The sequence below is a fragment of the Planctomonas psychrotolerans genome, from assembly GCF_008642235.1.
GTDB classification, from domain to species: Bacteria; Actinomycetota; Actinomycetes; order Actinomycetales; family Microbacteriaceae; genus Planctomonas; species Planctomonas psychrotolerans.
On record NZ_SJEV01000001.1, the window covers coordinates 381,332 to 397,159 of the forward strand.

Consider the following 15,828-nt stretch of genomic DNA (forward strand, 5'->3'; position numbering starts at 1 on the left):
ACTCTCGGAGCTAGGCGCCCTTGCGGGCGGCCAGCTTCTTCTGGATGGAATCGACGTTGGTGTCCGCGGGAGCAGCCACCTCCGCCGGTGCGTTCGGATCGACGATCAGGCCGAGCTTGATCTTGATCTTCTGCTCGATCTCGGCGGCGATGTCGGGGTTGCGGATCAGGAAGTTGCGCGAGTTCTCCTTGCCCTGACCCAGCTGGTCACCGTCGTAGGTGTACCAGGCGCCCGACTTGCGCACGATCTCGTGCTCGACACCGAAGTCGATCAGGCTTCCCTCGCGGGAGATGCCGATGCCGTAGAGGATGTCGAACTCGGCCTGCTTGAACGGCGGAGCCATCTTGTTCTTCACGACCTTGACGCGTGTGCGGTTGCCCACCGCGTCGGTGCCATCCTTCAGCGTCTCGATGCGACGGATGTCGAGGCGAACGGACGCGTAGAACTTGAGAGCCTTACCTCCGGCGGTCGTCTCGGGGCTGCCGAAGAAGACACCGATCTTCTCGCGCAGCTGGTTGATGAAGATCATCGTCGTCTGCGTCTGGTTGAGACCACCGGTGAGCTTGCGGAGGGCCTGCGACATGAGCCGAGCCTGCAGACCGACGTGCGAGTCACCCATCTCGCCCTCGATCTCGGCGCGCGGCACGAGTGCGGCGACCGAGTCGATCACGATCAGGTCGATGGACCCGGACCGGACCAGCATGTCCGCGATCTCGAGCGCCTGCTCGCCCGTGTCGGGCTGCGATACGAGGAGCGCGTCGATGTCGACGCCCAACTTCTTGGCGTACTCGGGGTCGAGCGCATGCTCTGCGTCGATGAAGGCCGCGATGCCGCCGGCGCGCTGCGCGTTCGCGATGGCGTGCAGGGTGAGCGTGGTCTTACCGGAGGATTCCGGTCCGTAGATCTCCACGATGCGGCCGCGGGGCAGGCCCCCGATGCCGAGAGCGACGTCGAGAGCGACGGACCCCGTGGGGATGACGGCGACGGGTGCGCGCTCGTCGCTGCCCAGTCGCATCACCGAGCCCTTGCCGAACTGTCGATCGATTTGGGCGAGAGCGGTCTCGAGTGACTTCTCGCGGTCAGCTGGTGATGGCATGCGATTCTCCTTCGGTGGTTCTGTGATGCGCCTATAGGCTGTCGACCCTCAAAATCCGTCCCGCACCGCTTCGCACGAATGCATCGCGGGGCGGAGACGAACCGTTCGACAAGGCTGTTGCTGGCTCAACGCCTGGTAGGAGAAACGCTAGGCGGAACGTCCGACATTTCTCGGACCGCGACCGTACCTGTGCACAACTCGTCTTCGACTGAACCGTGAGGAAAGCGTACCAACGCTCGAACTCATCTTCGAGAGGCCAGGGGCGTGTCGCGGGCTATTCGGGAGTTGCGGGCGTGTCGGGAGCGGGACGTCTAGTGCCGGGGCTCGGGACGCCCGACGCCGTGCCGGCGCGACTCGGGCACGTCGGTGGCACGGCAGAGCGCCATCCACACCTCGTTCACCCGCACGCCTTCGGCCAGAGCGACCTCCGCAGTGCGGCTGCCGAGATCGGTGAGCACGAGGTCCTGCAACAGCACACGACCGTATGCCGGACCGAACTCGTCGGCGACGGCATTCCGGAACTCACTGAGACGCATGCCTCAACGCTAACCCCTCCCTTAACGAAGGAACGCCCCGTCGAAACGGGGCGATCCTGGGGAAGTGCTACCGAGCCACCAGGTCGGCGTCGAGTCCGGTGACGAACTCGTCGGGGACGGTGTCGGGGATCGGGTTCAGTCCTTCGATGACTGCGAGGCGGTCGCCGACCTCGCGCATGATGACCGAGATGGGGGTGTCGAGCGCTTCCGCGACCGACGCGAGGATCTCGGAAGAGGCCTCTTTCTGGCCCCGCTCGACCTCGCTGAGATATCCGAGCGCGACGCTCGCCTTGCTCGCCACCTGGCGAAGCGTGCGGCCCTTCTGCAGGCGGAAGTCCCGGAGAACATCGCCAATTTCCTGACGTACTAGTACCACTGGACCCTCCTTATGCCTGTTGTTTCGAACGAATCGGGTGTCTTACGGATGGACAACACTACATCCAACAACTGCCGCCAATCTAACCATTCACACTGGGCTTTCCTTGTGAACACATCAGATGTAACGCGACCGGAATGTCATTTGTTCCCGAACTCCGCCATCGTCCGCTTCATCAGCAGAAGGGCCTGGTAGACCGTGGTGTTGCGGATGGTGGGGCGGTCGCCGTCGAGCACGAGAGGCACCACCCGGGTGCCCCGGCTGGTCGAGATTCCGAGGTAGACCGTGCCGGGCGGCTGACCGTCCTGGGGGTCGGGGCCGGCTGCTCCGGTGGTGGCGATGCCGATGTCGGTCGGACGCCCGTCGACGGCGCAACGCTCCCGGACGCCCAGCGCCATCCGGGAGGCGACGTCGGGCGACACCGCGCCGTGGATCGCGAGGACGGAACTCTCGACGCCGAGGAGGCTGTGCTTCAGAGCGCTGTTGTACGCGACGACTCCCCCCATTACGACGGCGGATGCTCCGGGAGGATCGATCAGCTTGGCGGCGAGCAGGCCGCCGGTCAGCGACTCCGCGACCGCAACGGTCAGGCCGCGGAAACGGAGCTCGAGGATCAGCTCGATGGCGAGGCCGTCGATGGTCGCGGAGCCCGCATCCTCGTCGGGTGAGTCGACGACGTTCTCCTCGCCGGTCACTTCGATCCCCGGTTGTGCCGCGCGGCCTGGACCAGGTAATCGATGCCGGTCGCGACGGTGAGCACGACGGCGATCGACATGAGGACCGTGTTGACGATGTGGATCCCGTCGCCGAACACCTCCCAGAGCGGCACGAGCGCGACCGAGATCGCGACGGACTGCGCGATCGTCTTCAGCTTGCCGCCGCGGGATGCGGGGACGACGCGATCGCTTAGCACGACGAAGCGGTACACCGTGATGCCGAGCTCGCGCACCAGGATGAGCGCCGTCACCCACCATGGCAGTTCACCGAGCACCGACAGGAGGATCAGGGCGCTGCCGGTGAGCACCTTGTCGGCGATCGGGTCGAGGAGCTTGCCGGAGTCGGTGACGAGGTTCTGACGTCGCGCAATCATCCCGTCCACACCGTCCGTCGCGATGGCGACGATGAAGAGCGCGGCGGCGACGTAACGGAGCGGTCCGTTCGCGCCGTCGTCGGCCAGGAGCAGAGCGATGAAGACCGGGGCGAGCAGGATGCGGGCGACGGTGATGAGGTTGGCGATGTTGCCGTCGCTGGCCGGGGTGTCCCCCTTGCTGATGACCCTGCCCCGCAGCGAGTACCCCCGCGGGGGCGGTGCTGTCACGCCGCCGGGAAAGGTGCTCTTCGACACGCGGTCACTCCCTGTCGGTCAACCCCCAGGCGTCTTCATCCGACGACGCCTCGACTTCATCGTAACCGGAGTAGTCCTTCTCGAGAGGGTCGGAGCTATAGCGATCGTCGCCGTCGGAGGCGTCGATCGGCGAGGCCGTGGCGACCGCCACGCCGCCCGGTGCAGCGTCCGCCGAGCCACCCGATGCGCCGCCACGATCGGCGGGTTCCTCGCCGCGCAGGCGGGCGAGGACGCCGGGCAGCTGCTCGGTGGTGACGAGCACGTCGCGGGCCTTGGACCCCTCGGACGGGCCGACGATCTCCCGCGACTCGAGCAGGTCCATCAGGCGTCCTGCCTTGGCGAAGCCGACCCGGAGCTTGCGCTGCAGCATGGATGTCGAGCCGAACTGGGTGCTCACCACGAGCTCCGCCGCGGCGAGCAGCACGTCGAGATCGTCGCCGATGTCGGCGTCGATCTCCTTGCGCTCGGCCGTGACCGCGACATCGCTGCGGTACTCCGGCCGGGCCTGGTTCGTGACGTGCTCGACGACCTTCACGACCTCGGCCTCGTTCACCCAGGCGCCTTGCACGCGGATGGCCTTCGAGGCGCCCATGGGGAGGAAGAGCGCGTCGCCCTGGCCGATGAGCTTGTCGGCGCCGGGCTGGTCGAGGATCACCCGGGAGTCCGTCATGCTGCTCACCGCGAAGGCGAGCCGGCTCGGCACGTTCGCCTTGATCAGTCCGGTGACGACGTCGACGCTCGGTCGCTGGGTCGCCAGCACGAGGTGGATGCCGGATGCCCGCGCGAGCTGGGTGATGCGGACGATGGAGTCCTCCACGTCGCGCGGGGCGACCATCATGAGGTCGGCGAGCTCGTCGACCACCACGAGCAGGTACGGGTACGGCTTCAGCGTGCGCTGGCTTCCGGAGGGCAGCGTGATCTCGTCGTTGATGACGGCCTTGTTGAAGTCGTCGATGTGGCGGAACCCGAAGCTGGCGAGGTCGTCGTACCTCATGTCCATCTCCTTCACCACCCACTGCAACGCTTCCGCCGCCTTCTTCGGGTTGGTGATGATCGGCGTGATGAGGTGCGGAACGCCGGCGTAGATGGTGAGCTCCACCCGCTTGGGGTCGATCAGCACCATGCGCACCTCGGACGGCTTGGCGCGCATCAGCAGGCTGGTGATCATGGAGTTCACGAAGCTCGACTTGCCCGACCCGGTGGACCCGGCCACGAGGAGGTGGGGCATCTTCGCAAGGTTCGCGACCACGAAGCCGCCCTCGACGTCCTTGCCCACGCCGATGGTCATCGGGTGCGCGCTCTTCATCGCGACGGACGACCGCAGCACGTCACCGAGCGAGACGATCTCCCGGTCGGTGTTGGGGATCTCGATGCCGATGGCGCTGCGCCCGGGGATGGGCGAGAGGATGCGCACCTCGTTGCTCGCCACGGCGTAGCTGATGTTCTTGGCGAGCGCGGTGACCCGCTCGACCTTGGTGCCCGGCCCCACCTCGAGCTCGTACCGGGTGACGGTGGGGCCGCGGGAGAAGCCGGTCACGGTGGCATCGACCGAGAAGTTGGTGAGCACCTCCGTGATGGCGCGCACGACCTCGTCGTTGACCGCGGATCGGGCCTTGGCCGGCGACCCCTCGGACAGCGACGCGGCCGACGGCAGGTGGTAGGGAGCGGCGGGCTCCGCGCCGCTGATCGGCGGGATGTCGTCCTCGTCGAAGTCGTCGGCGTCGCCCACGAATCCGGGCAGCTGCTCGGTGGTCGTGGGGCCGCCGTCGTCATCGCGGATTCCCGTGGGGCTGAGCGGACGGGTCTTCTGCGGCGCAGTGCGCGCAGCATCCGGAGCGGTGTCACCCGTCGGGACCGCGCTGAGCACCTCGGTGTCGAACTGGCCGGGCATCGGCTTCGCCGAGCGCTCGGGGTCGGGCGTGCGGTCGAGGATCTCGGTGTCCGATGCGCCCACCGGACGGGCCGGCGACAGGACGGGGCTGTCGTAAGCCGGATCCTCCTCGCGCTGGCCCTTGTTGCGACGCCACCACGGCAGCGCATCGCCGTTTCCGTCGTCATCCGATCCGGAGCCGGACGACGAATCCTCGGCGGAGCCGGACTTCTCGTCGGAGTCGTCGAGCGTCTCGCCGAACAGGTAGGAGTAGAGCTGACGCAGGCGCGGGCCGACGCGGTTCGGCGGCGTCTTGGTGAGGATGAAGAGGGAGAGAACGAGCAGGATGACGAGGATCGCCCCGGCGCCCCACTGGGTGATCACGGCGGTGAGCGGCGCCGCGAGGATCCAGCCCAGCACACCGCCGGCCGCGGCGAGCGCCATCACGCCGTCGCTCGGGTTCGGCTGCCCGGTGAACAGGTGGCAGAGCCCCGAGATGCTCACGAGCGACAGGCCGAGCCCGATGCCGATGCGCCCGTTGTCGTCGGTGGACGACGGGTGCCGGAAGAGCCAGAGCGCGAACAGGAGCATGATGACCGGCAGCGCGAAGGCCACGCGTCCGAAGAGCCCGCCGAAGGTGTAGGCGTCGAACGCGAGTGCGACGGGGTCGGTGGGGTTGAACCACTCCACCACGGCACCCGCGATCGCGAGCAGGACCAGCAGGAACGGGATGCCGTCGCGGCGGTCCTCCTTGCTGACCTTCTCCGGGCCGAGTGCACGGGCGGCCCCGCCGACGAGGTGGGCGGCGCCCATCCAGCCGGCGGCGAGCAGGCCGGGCTCGTCCTCGTCGCGGGCGACGGGGTACGCCACCGTCTTCGCGTCCGACTTCGGTGCCGACTTCCGCACCGGAGATGCCGACGCCTTGCGAGCGGGCGCCTTGCCGCCGGAGGACGACTGCGAGCCCCCACGGCCCGAGGCGGGCGTGCGGGCTCGGTCGGTCGACTTGGTGCGGGTGGCCATTACTCCACGGTACCCGGCGGAACCGGCGTTACCGGGTAGCCGGGGGTCGGGTGTTCCCTCCCGCTCCCCCGAACAGGGCGGGGTCGGTCATTCGCGTGGGGGAACGCCGAGGGGCCGGGCGCTTGCCCGAGTGGCGGAAGGTCGCGCATCCGATCAGTACCGGATGGCATCGATAACCTTCACCCGCACCGCCACGAGGGCGGGCAGCAGCCCGGCGAGCGCACCGACGGCGAGGGAGGCCCCGAGGCCGAGGATGGCCGCGCTCACGGGGAAAGGCGGCAACTCGGTGACACCCTGTCCGAGGAAGTCGGTGACCCACGGGCTCTTCACGATGGCCACTGCCGCGAGCACCCCGATGACTCCCGCGGCGAAAGTGGCGACGATGCTCTCCATCATCACCGCGAAGAACACGCGGCCCGCGGTCGCTCCGAAACTCCGTCGCACCCCGATCTCGCGGATGCGCTGGCGCACGGTCACGAGTGAAATGTTGACGAGCCCCAGCGCTCCCAGCAGCAGCACGAGCGCCGCGACTCCGCCGACGAGAAGCTTGAGCGGCAGGAACGGATCCTCACCGAACTGGGCGTAGTCCTGCCGATTGACGTCGACCTGCATGTCGCCGGGCAGGGCGGCCGCGAGGTCCCCGCGCAGGCGTTCGGTGAGCTGATCGGCGATCTCCGGCGGCACCCACGTCTCGAACGACGGGAACGACTGATCCAACGAGCCCGGGCCGAGCACCCTCTCGTAGGCATCGATCAGGATGTAGGCGGCGGGCGGCTCGCCGTCGTACTGGTCGGGGGTGACCCCGATGAGCACGGCGGTCGTGTCCTGGGCCGCGGGCAGCAGCACCGTGGGGTTGCCGGTGAGTCCCGGCAGTCCCAGTTCGCGGAGGAAGGACGAGTTGACGATCATCGCCGGTGCCAGCCGGTTCCGGTCGTCCTCGCCGAACCAGCGCCCCTCGAGCATCTGCACGCGGCGCATCGTGCCGTAGTCGACGTCGGTGGCGATGCTCTGCACGTCGCGCACCCCGCCGGCGAACTGCACCCTCAGGTTCGTGTACGCGGTGAAGGACGAGTACTGGATGTCGTATCGCTCGAGGGCGGTCGAGTAGGCGTCCCGCAGTTGCGCGACCGTGGGGGTCGCACCGGAGACGGGGTCGTAGGCGTTCAGGGAGAGCGTGGCGGGGCGACCACTGTTCCGCTCGGTGGTCTCCCGCTGCGACTGCTCGGCCACCGCGCCGAGCCCGACGACAGTGGTCAGGGCGCAGACCGCCACGGCCACACCGATGAGCGAGAGCAGCACCCGGGTCCTGTGGATGCGGAGTTCCGCCCACGCCTCGGCGATGGCGCCGACCAGGGCCGGCAGCACGCGGTTCATCGAACCAGCTCCTCGGTCACCAGCGTGAGAGTGCCGCGCTCCAGGCGGTAGTGCCGATCGGCGAGCGCCGCCACGTTCGGATCGTGCGTGATGGTGACGAGGGCGGCGCCGGAGTTGCGCGCGACGTCGTCGAGCAGGGCCATGACCGTCTCCCCCGTCTCCACGTCGAGTGCGCCCGTCGGCTCGTCGGCGAGGATGAGGCGGGGCCGGCGCACGAGCGCCCGGGCGATGGCGACGCGCTGCTGTTCGCCGCCGGACAGCTTCTCCGGCATGGTGGTCATCCGGGATCCGAGGCCGACCCGGTCGAGCATCTCGGCCGCGATCGTGCTCCGCTTCCAGAACTCGCGTCCCGTCGAGTACAGCAGCGGGGTGGTCACGTTCTCGAGCGCCGTTCGCCCGGCGAGCAGATTGAACTGCTGGAAGATGAAGCCGACGTCCCGTCCCCGGGTGCGGTCGCGCACGGCGGAGGACAGGCTCGCCACCGGAGCATCGTCGAAGTACATCTCGCCGGTGGTCGGCGAGTCCAGCAGGCCGAGCATGTTGAGAAGCGTCGACTTGCCCGATCCGGACCGGCCCACGATGGACACGTGGTCGCCGACGTCGACGGTGAGGTCGACACCGTTCAGGATGGTGAGGGCGGGAGCATCCGGGAGTGGCACCGATCGGGTCACGCCCTCGAGTCGGATGAGACTCATCCGCCGGAGCCGAACATCATGCCCGGTTCCTCAACGGGTGCAGGAGCACCCGGGACGAACTCCAGCACGGTTTCGCCCTCGGCCAGCCCGTCGACGATCTGCACCATGACGCCGTCGTTCAGCCCGATGCGCACCGGGTGCTTCGTGGGTTCCGCGCCGTCGTCGGACACCAGCCAGACGTTTCCGTTGTCCGACAGCCCCTCGACGGCCGTGGTCGGCAGGAGCAGGACGTTCTCCGCCGTGCCCGCGGCGATGGTGATCTCGGCGGCGAGCCCGTTGAATACGCGCACCTCGGCGGGGATGGAGCAGGAGACGGCGGTTCCCCCGCCCGGGGCCGGCGCCAGCGGGTCACCGCCCGGGTCCGCTCCTGCGCCCGCGTCTCCACCGGTGCCCGCTCCGGACGCCGGGCCCGTCGACACGCGGAGTCCGGGGCAGGTGAAGGGTGCGGGGCCGCCGGAGATCGTGACGGTGGCATCTTCCGGCTGGCTGACCAGGCGGAACTGCTGCTCGGCGCTGAGCGTGCCGGTCGCGGAGAAGGTGGACGGGGACACGGATCCGACGGTGTCGCCCACCGACACGAGCTGGTCCTTCAGGACGGCGAGACCGCCGAGGACGCCGGTGATCGGGGCGGTCACGGTCTCCACCCGCACCTTCGGCTTCGGCTGGGTGACCGTGCCGTCGGCGGCGATGACCGGATCGACCGGGGTCTCCGAGCGGATCCGCAGGATCGGGGCGCCGGCGTCCACTGCCGATCCCTGGGCGACCAGGAGCTCTGACACGGCACCGGCGAGCGTGGCGCGGACCGGAACCGTCGCATCCGCCTCGATGGTGCCCGCGACCACGATGTCGTTGACGACCGTGCCGAGGGTGGCGTCCACGTGCGACTCGGTGACCGCCCCTGTCGGCATCGTGGGGTCGGTGGTGTCATTCACCGCCCCGAAGAACGCCAGCTTGACGAGTGACGCGGCGATCGCCGCGAAGATCACCAGCCTCAGGATCGGAAAAACCCACTTGCGCGTTACGCCCACGACCGAGCCGCCCTTTCTGGTCGTCCCGCTCGGAGCGACTTCTGCGATCACCATATCCAGCGGTCGGTGAAATCCGCATAGGCCGAAAGGATGATTTCGGCCGGGGTTGGGGCGTTTGGAAGGTGCCGGTGGTTGCTGGGTGCGTCGGTGCGGTCGCGGTGCGGGGCTCCGAGGGTGTGCGGGGTGGAAGCGGTGCAGTCGGCGCACGGTCGAGTGGACGGGCGAGTGGACGGGCGACGGTGCGTGGCGCGGTATCGCAGCGCGTCAGCGGGCTGAGTACTTCATCGAGTGTGGTGCGTCGCGGGCATCCCAACGAGTTCCCGTGCGCGGTACGTCGCTGGGCGGTCAGTTGAGGATGCGCACCATGGTGTCAGAATCGGGGCCTGACTCGACCGGCACGAATCCCTCGCTGCGGTACAGGTGGGTGGCGAAATTCGCCCGTTCACAGCTGAGACTGACGCGGGCATACCCGGCCTGCCGTGCCTGGCCGACCGCGGCGCGCAGGAGTGCGCGGCCGATCCCCTGGCCGCGCCACTGCGCCGCCACCCCGAGGGTCAGTTCCGGCACTCCCGGCGCGATGAAGCCGTAGCCGGGATCCGTGACGGTGAACAATCGGAACCAGCACGCCCCGACCGGGGTGCCCGTGTCGTCCTCGGCTACGGTTCCGAAGTCACCGGGTCGCTGCCAGTCGCGTACGTAGTGCGCCACGGCCGGCTCCGCGAGAAGGGTTACGCGGGGGCGGATGCGGTCGGGGTTCCAGTTCGCGGCCTCCACCAGCATGTCGGTTAGGACGCGCATGTCGTCCTGCCGGGCCGGTCGTAACGTGATGGAGGTCACGTGTCGATCATCCGGCAGATCGCGGCGGCCCGCCACACCGAGTTGCCCGCGGACCCGGCCTAGCTCCGCTGTGACTGCCCCGTGCCGCGTCGCGACGCTCCCGGCGGTTCTGCGCCGGTCGAGGCGACGCACGCCTACGGTGGCTGTGCCCGCCGGAAGGGACGCACCCCTCACGGTCCCTGAGCCCGTCGAAGGGACGCACCCCGCACGGTCCCTGAGCCCGTCGAAGGGACGCACCCCGTTCGGGACCAACCTGTGGACAAGAACTTATCCCCATTCGCGCCTCGCTCTTGAAACACACGTTCGATAGTGGGACAATAGATGGTATGGAACTCCTCTCCACCCGACTCCGCAACGCAGCGGACGCGGTCGCCGTTCTCGGTGACTGCGCGGCCGATGTCGCGGTGCTACTGGATGGTGAGTTGCGGGGTGCGCAGGACCGGGTGACCGTGTTGCGCCAGTGCGTGGACCGGTACGCGGCCCTCATCGCCGGCGAGATCGCGCACCGGTCCCGGCCCGAAGCGGGACATGGCGGGATGGCGCAAAGCGCCGGGTTCGTGTCGCCGGAGGCGATGATCCAATCGATCGGCAAGCTGTCCCGTCCCGAAGCCGTCAAACTCGTGCAGTTAGGCACGATCATCGCCGAAACCGAAGCAGCCGAGAGCCTCACCGCGAGATCAGTGGAGGTGGATCCGGGTTGTGCCGGTGGGGACGACACATCGGCTGAAGCCGGCACCTCCAACGCCCAGATGCCACCGCCGTGGCGGGCACCCCTCGTCGCCGCACTCGCGGACGGGACACTGTCGTCGGACTGCTTCCACGCAATCCAGCGGGCGCTCGGCGACGTCGGCCCCGGAGTCTCGGCTGCGGGACTCACCGCCGAGTGCGAGCAACTCCTCGAGTCCGCGGCGGGGTTGAGTCCGGATCAGTTGTTCCGGAAGGCACGGAATCTCCGCGATGAGCTCGACAGTGACGGCATCGAACGGCGGGAGAAGCAACGCCGGGACGACCGGACGTTGCGCACCTGGTGGGACGGTGCAGGCATGTATTGCGGGAAGTTCCGGCTCGCACCCGAAGAAGGCACCATCGTCGCCGGCGCCATCGACCGCATCCTCTCGCCTCGCCGGGGTGGCCCGAGGATGGTCGACCCGGAAGAAAAGGCCGCCGCTGACGCGCTCCTGAACGACGAACGGTCCACCGAGCAGATCGCGGCCGATGCGTTGGTCGACATGATCCGCCTCGCCATCGACGCAGACCCCGGCACCATCTTCGGAACCCACCGCCCCGCCGTCCGCATCATCATCACAGACGCGCACCTCCACAACCGTGCAGGTCACGGGCGGATCGAAGGTCACCCCAACCCCGTGTCGTTCCGCACGGTGGAACGGCACCTCTGCGACACCGGAGCAATAGCCGTCGGATTCGACGACACCGGACAGTGCGTCAACGTCGGACGGGCCCGCCGGTTCTTCACCCCGAGACAACGCGTCGGAATGGCCGTTCGGGACGGCGGATGCCGGTTCCCGTCCTGCGACCGGCCACCATCCTGGTGCGAAGCCCACCACATCAACCCGTGGAAGAAAGAACACGGCAGAACCGACATCGCCGACGGGGTCCTCCTCTGCCGAAGACACCACCTCCTCCTCCACGACAACCACTGGAAGATCCTCCGCCACGACGGCGGCTACTGGCTCAGACCACCCCGAACCATCGACCCGACACAGGCACTCATCCCGATGCCCAGCCGAAACCCCGACATCCACACCATCCAAACCCAACATCAACAAGCACGGCAACGCACATGACGACCGGGGTGCTGACGGGGAATGACCGCATCACCACGTCCGTGAGGCACCTTGGCACGGGCGCAACGGGAGGAGCACAGGCGACACGTTGGTGCGGATCGAACCGACCTCCCCGATGGGCGCACGATCACCGTGGCCCCGACCGAGGAGGTCCTCGACAGCGGTGCTACGACTCAGCACCCTCCCGCGATGTCGCCACCACCGGCCACGCTTTGGTCGGGATTGACGCTCGGAGCCACCACTCGCATGGAGATGACGGTGCCGATCTCGTCCGGAAGGAAGTAGTCCGTGGTCGAGCCGTTCGCCACCTCGAACACGATGGATCCAGCCGCATCCCGAACGAAGAAAACGTCGACCAGCGGAGTGCTCGTTCCGCGGGTGATACCCGGATACGCGTCCTGGAGCTGCTCTACGGTCGAGCCTCGGCCGATACCCGCCGACGTCAGCAACGGCGCCTCGAGGATGTCCACGCGCTCCACGGAGTCGTTCGTGACACGCACACCGAAGGGGCGACCGGCGGTGAACTCGGTGTAGGTGTGCGCCCACCGACCGAAGCGCGCATCTCCGGCGGGCGCCGACCCGCCCTCGGCGCAGAAGTCAGGATCGTACGCCACCATGTCCGTCTCGGTCACGGGTCGACCGACGCGCAGCGACCCGAGACCGGCCGTTGTCACGACGAGGCTGTCGAGCGCGGGCTTCCGCGGCAGGGCGGCCTCCGGCGCCGGCGGCGGCGCCACGGTCGGAGCGACGGTGGGTGCCGCGGTCGGCACGGGATCCTCCGTGGTCACCGGCGTCGGTGTCGGCGTCGGAGTAGGCGTGGGGCGAGCCGTGCGCGTCGATGACGGCGTCGGCGTCGGATCCCCCTCCGGTTCGGCGCTGGCGCATCCCCCCAGCACGAGCGTGGCGGCGGCCACGAATCCGATCAGTGCGCTCGCCCGGGATGCTCTTCTGCCCCCGGAACGATTCCGCGTGTGCTTCCCCATAGTTCGTGTCCCCCCTGGTGTGTGTGGATCAGGCTTCGATGACCACCGGAATGATCATCGGGCGGCGGCGGTGCGACGAGTTCACCCAGCGTCCGACGGTGCGCCGGATGACCTGCGAGAACGTGTGCGTGTCGCGGGTGCCGTTGTCCGCCGCGTCGATGAGAGCCTTGATGATCTGCGGCTTGACGGCATCGAAGACCTTCTCGTCCTCCGCGAAACCGCGGGCGTGGATCTCCGGCCCGACGATGACCTTGCCGGTGAGCGGGTCAACGACCGCGAAGATCGAGATGAAGCCCTCCTCGGCGAGGATGCGGCGATCCTTGAGGTCGGCATCCGTGATGCCGCCCACCGTGGAACCGTCCACGTAGACGTAGCCGAGATCGAGCTGGCCGACCACCGAGACGCGACCGTCGACGAGGTCGAGCACGGTGCCGTCCTCGGCGATGACGGTGTTGCGCTCCGGTATGCCGGTCTGGATGGCGAGCTGCTGGTTCGCGACAAGGTGACGGTACTCGCCGTGCACCGGCAGCACATTCTTCGGCCGCAGGATGTTGTAGCAGTAGATGAGCTCACCGGCGGCGGCGTGGCCGGACACGTGCACCTTGGCGTTGCCCTTGTGCACGACGTTCGCGCCCAGCTTGGTCAGACCGTTGATGACCCGGTACACGGCATTCTCATTACCGGGGATGAGGCTGGAGGCGAGGATGACAGTGTCGCCCTGGCCGACCTCGATCTGGTGCTCCAGGTTGGCCATGCGACTGAGCACGGCCATGGGCTCGCCCTGCGAACCGGTGCTCATGTAGACGATGCGGTTGTCCGGCAGGTTCGCCGCCTGCTTGCTGTCGATCAGCACGCCCTCGGGTACCTTCAGGTAGCCCAGATCGGCGGCGATACCCATGTTGCGCACCATCGAGCGACCGATGAACGCGACACGGCGGCCGTGCTCGTGCGCGGCATCCAGCACCTGCTGCACTCGATGCACGTGGCTGGAGAAGCTGGCGACGATGACCCGCCGCGGCGCCTTGGCGATGACGGCATCGAGCACCGGGCCGATGGACCGCTCGGTGGGCGTGAAGCCGGGCACATCGGCGTTGGTCGAGTCGACGAGGAACAGGTCGACACCCGCCTCGCCGAGACGGGCGAACGCGCGCAGATCGGTGATCCGGTCATCGAGCGGCAGCTGGTCCATCTTGAAGTCGCCCGTGTGCAGCACGGTCCCGGCGGTGGTCTTGATGGCCACGGCGAGGGCATCGGGGATGGAGTGGTTGACCGCCACGAACTCGAGGGAGAACGGGCCGAGCTGCTCGTGCTGGCCCTCCTTCACCTCGAGCGTGTACGGCTTGATGCGGTGCTCCTTGAGCTTCGCCTCGATGAGCGCGAGCGTGAGGCCCGAACCGATCAGCGGGATGTCCTGCTTCAGTCGGAGGAGGTACGGCACGGCACCGATGTGGTCCTCGTGGCCGTGCGTGAGCACCACACCGACGACATCCTTCAGGCGATCACGGATGGGCGTGAAGTCGGGGAGGATCAGGTCGACTCCGGGCTGGTGCTCCTCGGGGAAGAGCACTCCGCAGTCGACGATGAGGATCTTGCCGTCGATCTCGAAGGTGGTCATGTTGCGACCGATCTCGCCGAGGCCGCCGATCGGCACGACACGGAGGGTGCCCGGTGTGAGTGCGGGCGGATCTACTACGACGTTCGGCATTGGGTTCTCGTTCCTTCGGGGTCGTGCGTATCGTCTGGGGTTCCGCCACTCGTTGCGGCGGGGAGTGCATGTGTCACGGGGGCGAGGAGTAGGTCAGCGGGTGGTGCCCGCCACCTTCGGCAGAGCTCCGCCCGCCGCCGCATTCCGGTCCGGCCGGAAGTTGCGGAAGTCGACTCCGGGCACGTTCTTCACGAGATCGATCTCGTCTTCGATCTGGGCAGCTTCCCACTCCTCCGGCCCCACGAGGGGAAGGCGCACCCGCGGGCTGCCGATGCGGCCGAGGCCGTGCAGGATGTACTTCACCGCGACGGTGCCCGGAACGTGGGTCATCGTGGCACGGACGAGGGGTTCGAGCTGCTGGTGCGCGGCCGTGGCGGCGTGCAGGTCGCCGGAGTTCACCGCGTTCACCATGGTGCGGTACGGCGTGGCCGCGATGTTCGCGGTCACGCCGATGAGTCCGGTTCCGCCGATCGCGAGCGTGGGCAGCGCGTTGGCGTCGTCGCCCGCGAAGTACAGCAGTTCGGTGCGGTTGAGCACACGGCTCACCTCGCTGAGGTCACCCTTGGCGTCTTTCACAGCCAGGATGTTGGGGTGCTTCGCCGCGCGGAGGATCGTCTCGTACTGGATGGGGATGCCGGTCCGGCCCGGGATGTCGTACAGGATGACGGGGAGGTCGGTGGCGTCGGCAATCATGCGGAAGTGGGTGAGCACACCGGCCTGCGTGGGCTTGTTGTAGTACGGGGTGACGATCATGTTGCCGTCGGCGCCGGCTTTCTCGCTCTGCCGGGCGAGTTGCATGGCGTGAGCGGTTTCGTTGGATCCGCCACCGGTGATGATCTTGGCGCGACCGGCCGCGACGTCCTTGCCGACCTCCACCAGGCGGATCTTCTCGGGGTCGGTGAGGGTGCTCGTCTCGCCGGTGGTGCCGGTGACGACGATGCCGTCGGCGCCCGCACGGATCACGTCGTCCATGTGCTTCTCGACGCCGGCCCAATCCACCTCGCCGTCAGCGGTGAGCGGCGTGACGAGCGCTACCAGTACCTGGCCGAAGGGGTTCTCTGGAGTGGACACGTAGAACAGGGTATCGCGCGCCGTGCGCCGCGCTCCCCGCCGTGTCGCGGCCAGGCGACGGCCCGTGTCGAGCGGGCGGGTGTCCCG

General features: G+C 68.2%; 14 protein-coding genes. 1 reads left to right on the forward strand and 13 read right to left on the reverse strand.

Translation table 11 applies throughout. From position 1 onward, the window contains the following. Positions 1-10 precede the first annotated feature (10 nt). From recA to EY822_RS01685, 10 genes are all read right to left on the reverse strand, one after another. A complete protein-coding gene (recA, locus tag EY822_RS01640; protein ID WP_150306675.1) occupies positions 11-1,096 on the reverse strand; it encodes a recombinase RecA in 1,086 nt (361 codons plus the stop codon). A gap of 311 nt (positions 1,097-1,407) precedes the next feature. Beyond that, complete coding sequence (locus EY822_RS01645; protein ID WP_150306676.1) at positions 1,408-1,632, reverse strand: DUF3046 domain-containing protein; 225 nt, start codon at positions 1,630-1,632, stop codon at positions 1,408-1,410. Positions 1,633-1,699: 67 nt separating this feature from the next. After that, on the reverse strand, positions 1,700-2,008 hold the full coding sequence (locus EY822_RS01650) for a helix-turn-helix domain-containing protein (protein ID WP_150306677.1): 309 nt from the start codon (positions 2,006-2,008) through the stop codon (positions 1,700-1,702). 140 nt (positions 2,009-2,148) lie between these two features. After that, a complete protein-coding gene (locus tag EY822_RS01655) occupies positions 2,149-2,703 on the reverse strand; it encodes a CinA family protein (protein ID WP_150306678.1) in 555 nt (184 codons plus the stop codon). Then, positions 2,700-3,281, reverse strand: coding sequence for a CDP-diacylglycerol--glycerol-3-phosphate 3-phosphatidyltransferase (gene pgsA / locus EY822_RS01660; protein ID WP_150308711.1), 582 nt, complete (start codon positions 3,279-3,281; stop codon positions 2,700-2,702). Before pgsA ends, EY822_RS01655 begins: the two co-directional genes overlap by 4 nt. A 76-nt stretch (positions 3,282-3,357) precedes the next feature. After that, positions 3,358-6,243: an FtsK/SpoIIIE family DNA translocase gene (locus EY822_RS01665; RefSeq protein WP_150306679.1), complete on the reverse strand. Its 2,886-nt coding sequence runs from the start codon at positions 6,241-6,243 to the stop codon at positions 3,358-3,360. 153 nt (positions 6,244-6,396) lie between these two features. Next, entirely contained in the window at positions 6,397-7,617 is a 1,221-nt protein-coding gene (locus tag EY822_RS01670) for an ABC transporter permease (protein ID WP_150306680.1), read from the reverse strand. Then, positions 7,614-8,312 (reverse strand): ABC transporter ATP-binding protein, encoded by a 699-nt coding sequence (locus tag EY822_RS01675; protein ID WP_150306681.1) that lies wholly within the window; start codon positions 8,310-8,312, stop codon positions 7,614-7,616. The genes EY822_RS01670 and EY822_RS01675 overlap by 4 nt, the downstream gene beginning before the upstream one ends. Next, a complete protein-coding gene (locus tag EY822_RS15230; protein ID WP_227496937.1) occupies positions 8,309-9,298 on the reverse strand; it encodes an efflux RND transporter periplasmic adaptor subunit in 990 nt (329 codons plus the stop codon). The genes EY822_RS01675 and EY822_RS15230 overlap by 4 nt, the downstream gene beginning before the upstream one ends. Positions 9,299-9,685: 387 nt before the next feature. After that, positions 9,686-10,177, reverse strand: coding sequence for a GNAT family N-acetyltransferase (locus tag EY822_RS01685; RefSeq protein ID WP_150306683.1), 492 nt, complete (start codon positions 10,175-10,177; stop codon positions 9,686-9,688). Positions 10,178-10,503: 326 nt separating this feature from the next. On the opposite strand from EY822_RS01685, the gene EY822_RS01690 reads away from it, so the two are divergent. Then, positions 10,504-11,982, forward strand: a complete 1,479-nt coding sequence (locus tag EY822_RS01690) for an HNH endonuclease signature motif containing protein (protein ID WP_150306684.1) — start codon at positions 10,504-10,506, stop codon at positions 11,980-11,982. A 173-nt stretch (positions 11,983-12,155) separates the two neighbouring features. On the opposite strand, the gene EY822_RS15235 is transcribed toward EY822_RS01690, so the two are convergent. From EY822_RS15235 to dapA, 3 genes are all read right to left on the reverse strand, one after another. After that, positions 12,156-12,896: a hypothetical protein gene (locus EY822_RS15235; RefSeq protein WP_227496938.1), complete on the reverse strand. Its 741-nt coding sequence runs from the start codon at positions 12,894-12,896 to the stop codon at positions 12,156-12,158. A 97-nt stretch (positions 12,897-12,993) separates the two neighbouring features. After that, positions 12,994-14,670, reverse strand: a complete 1,677-nt coding sequence (locus EY822_RS01700) for a ribonuclease J (protein WP_150306685.1) — start codon at positions 14,668-14,670, stop codon at positions 12,994-12,996. 93 nt (positions 14,671-14,763) lie between these two features. Next, complete coding sequence (dapA, locus tag EY822_RS01705) at positions 14,764-15,741, reverse strand: 4-hydroxy-tetrahydrodipicolinate synthase (RefSeq protein ID WP_150306686.1); 978 nt, start codon at positions 15,739-15,741, stop codon at positions 14,764-14,766. Between the last annotated feature and the right edge of the window lie 87 nt (positions 15,742-15,828).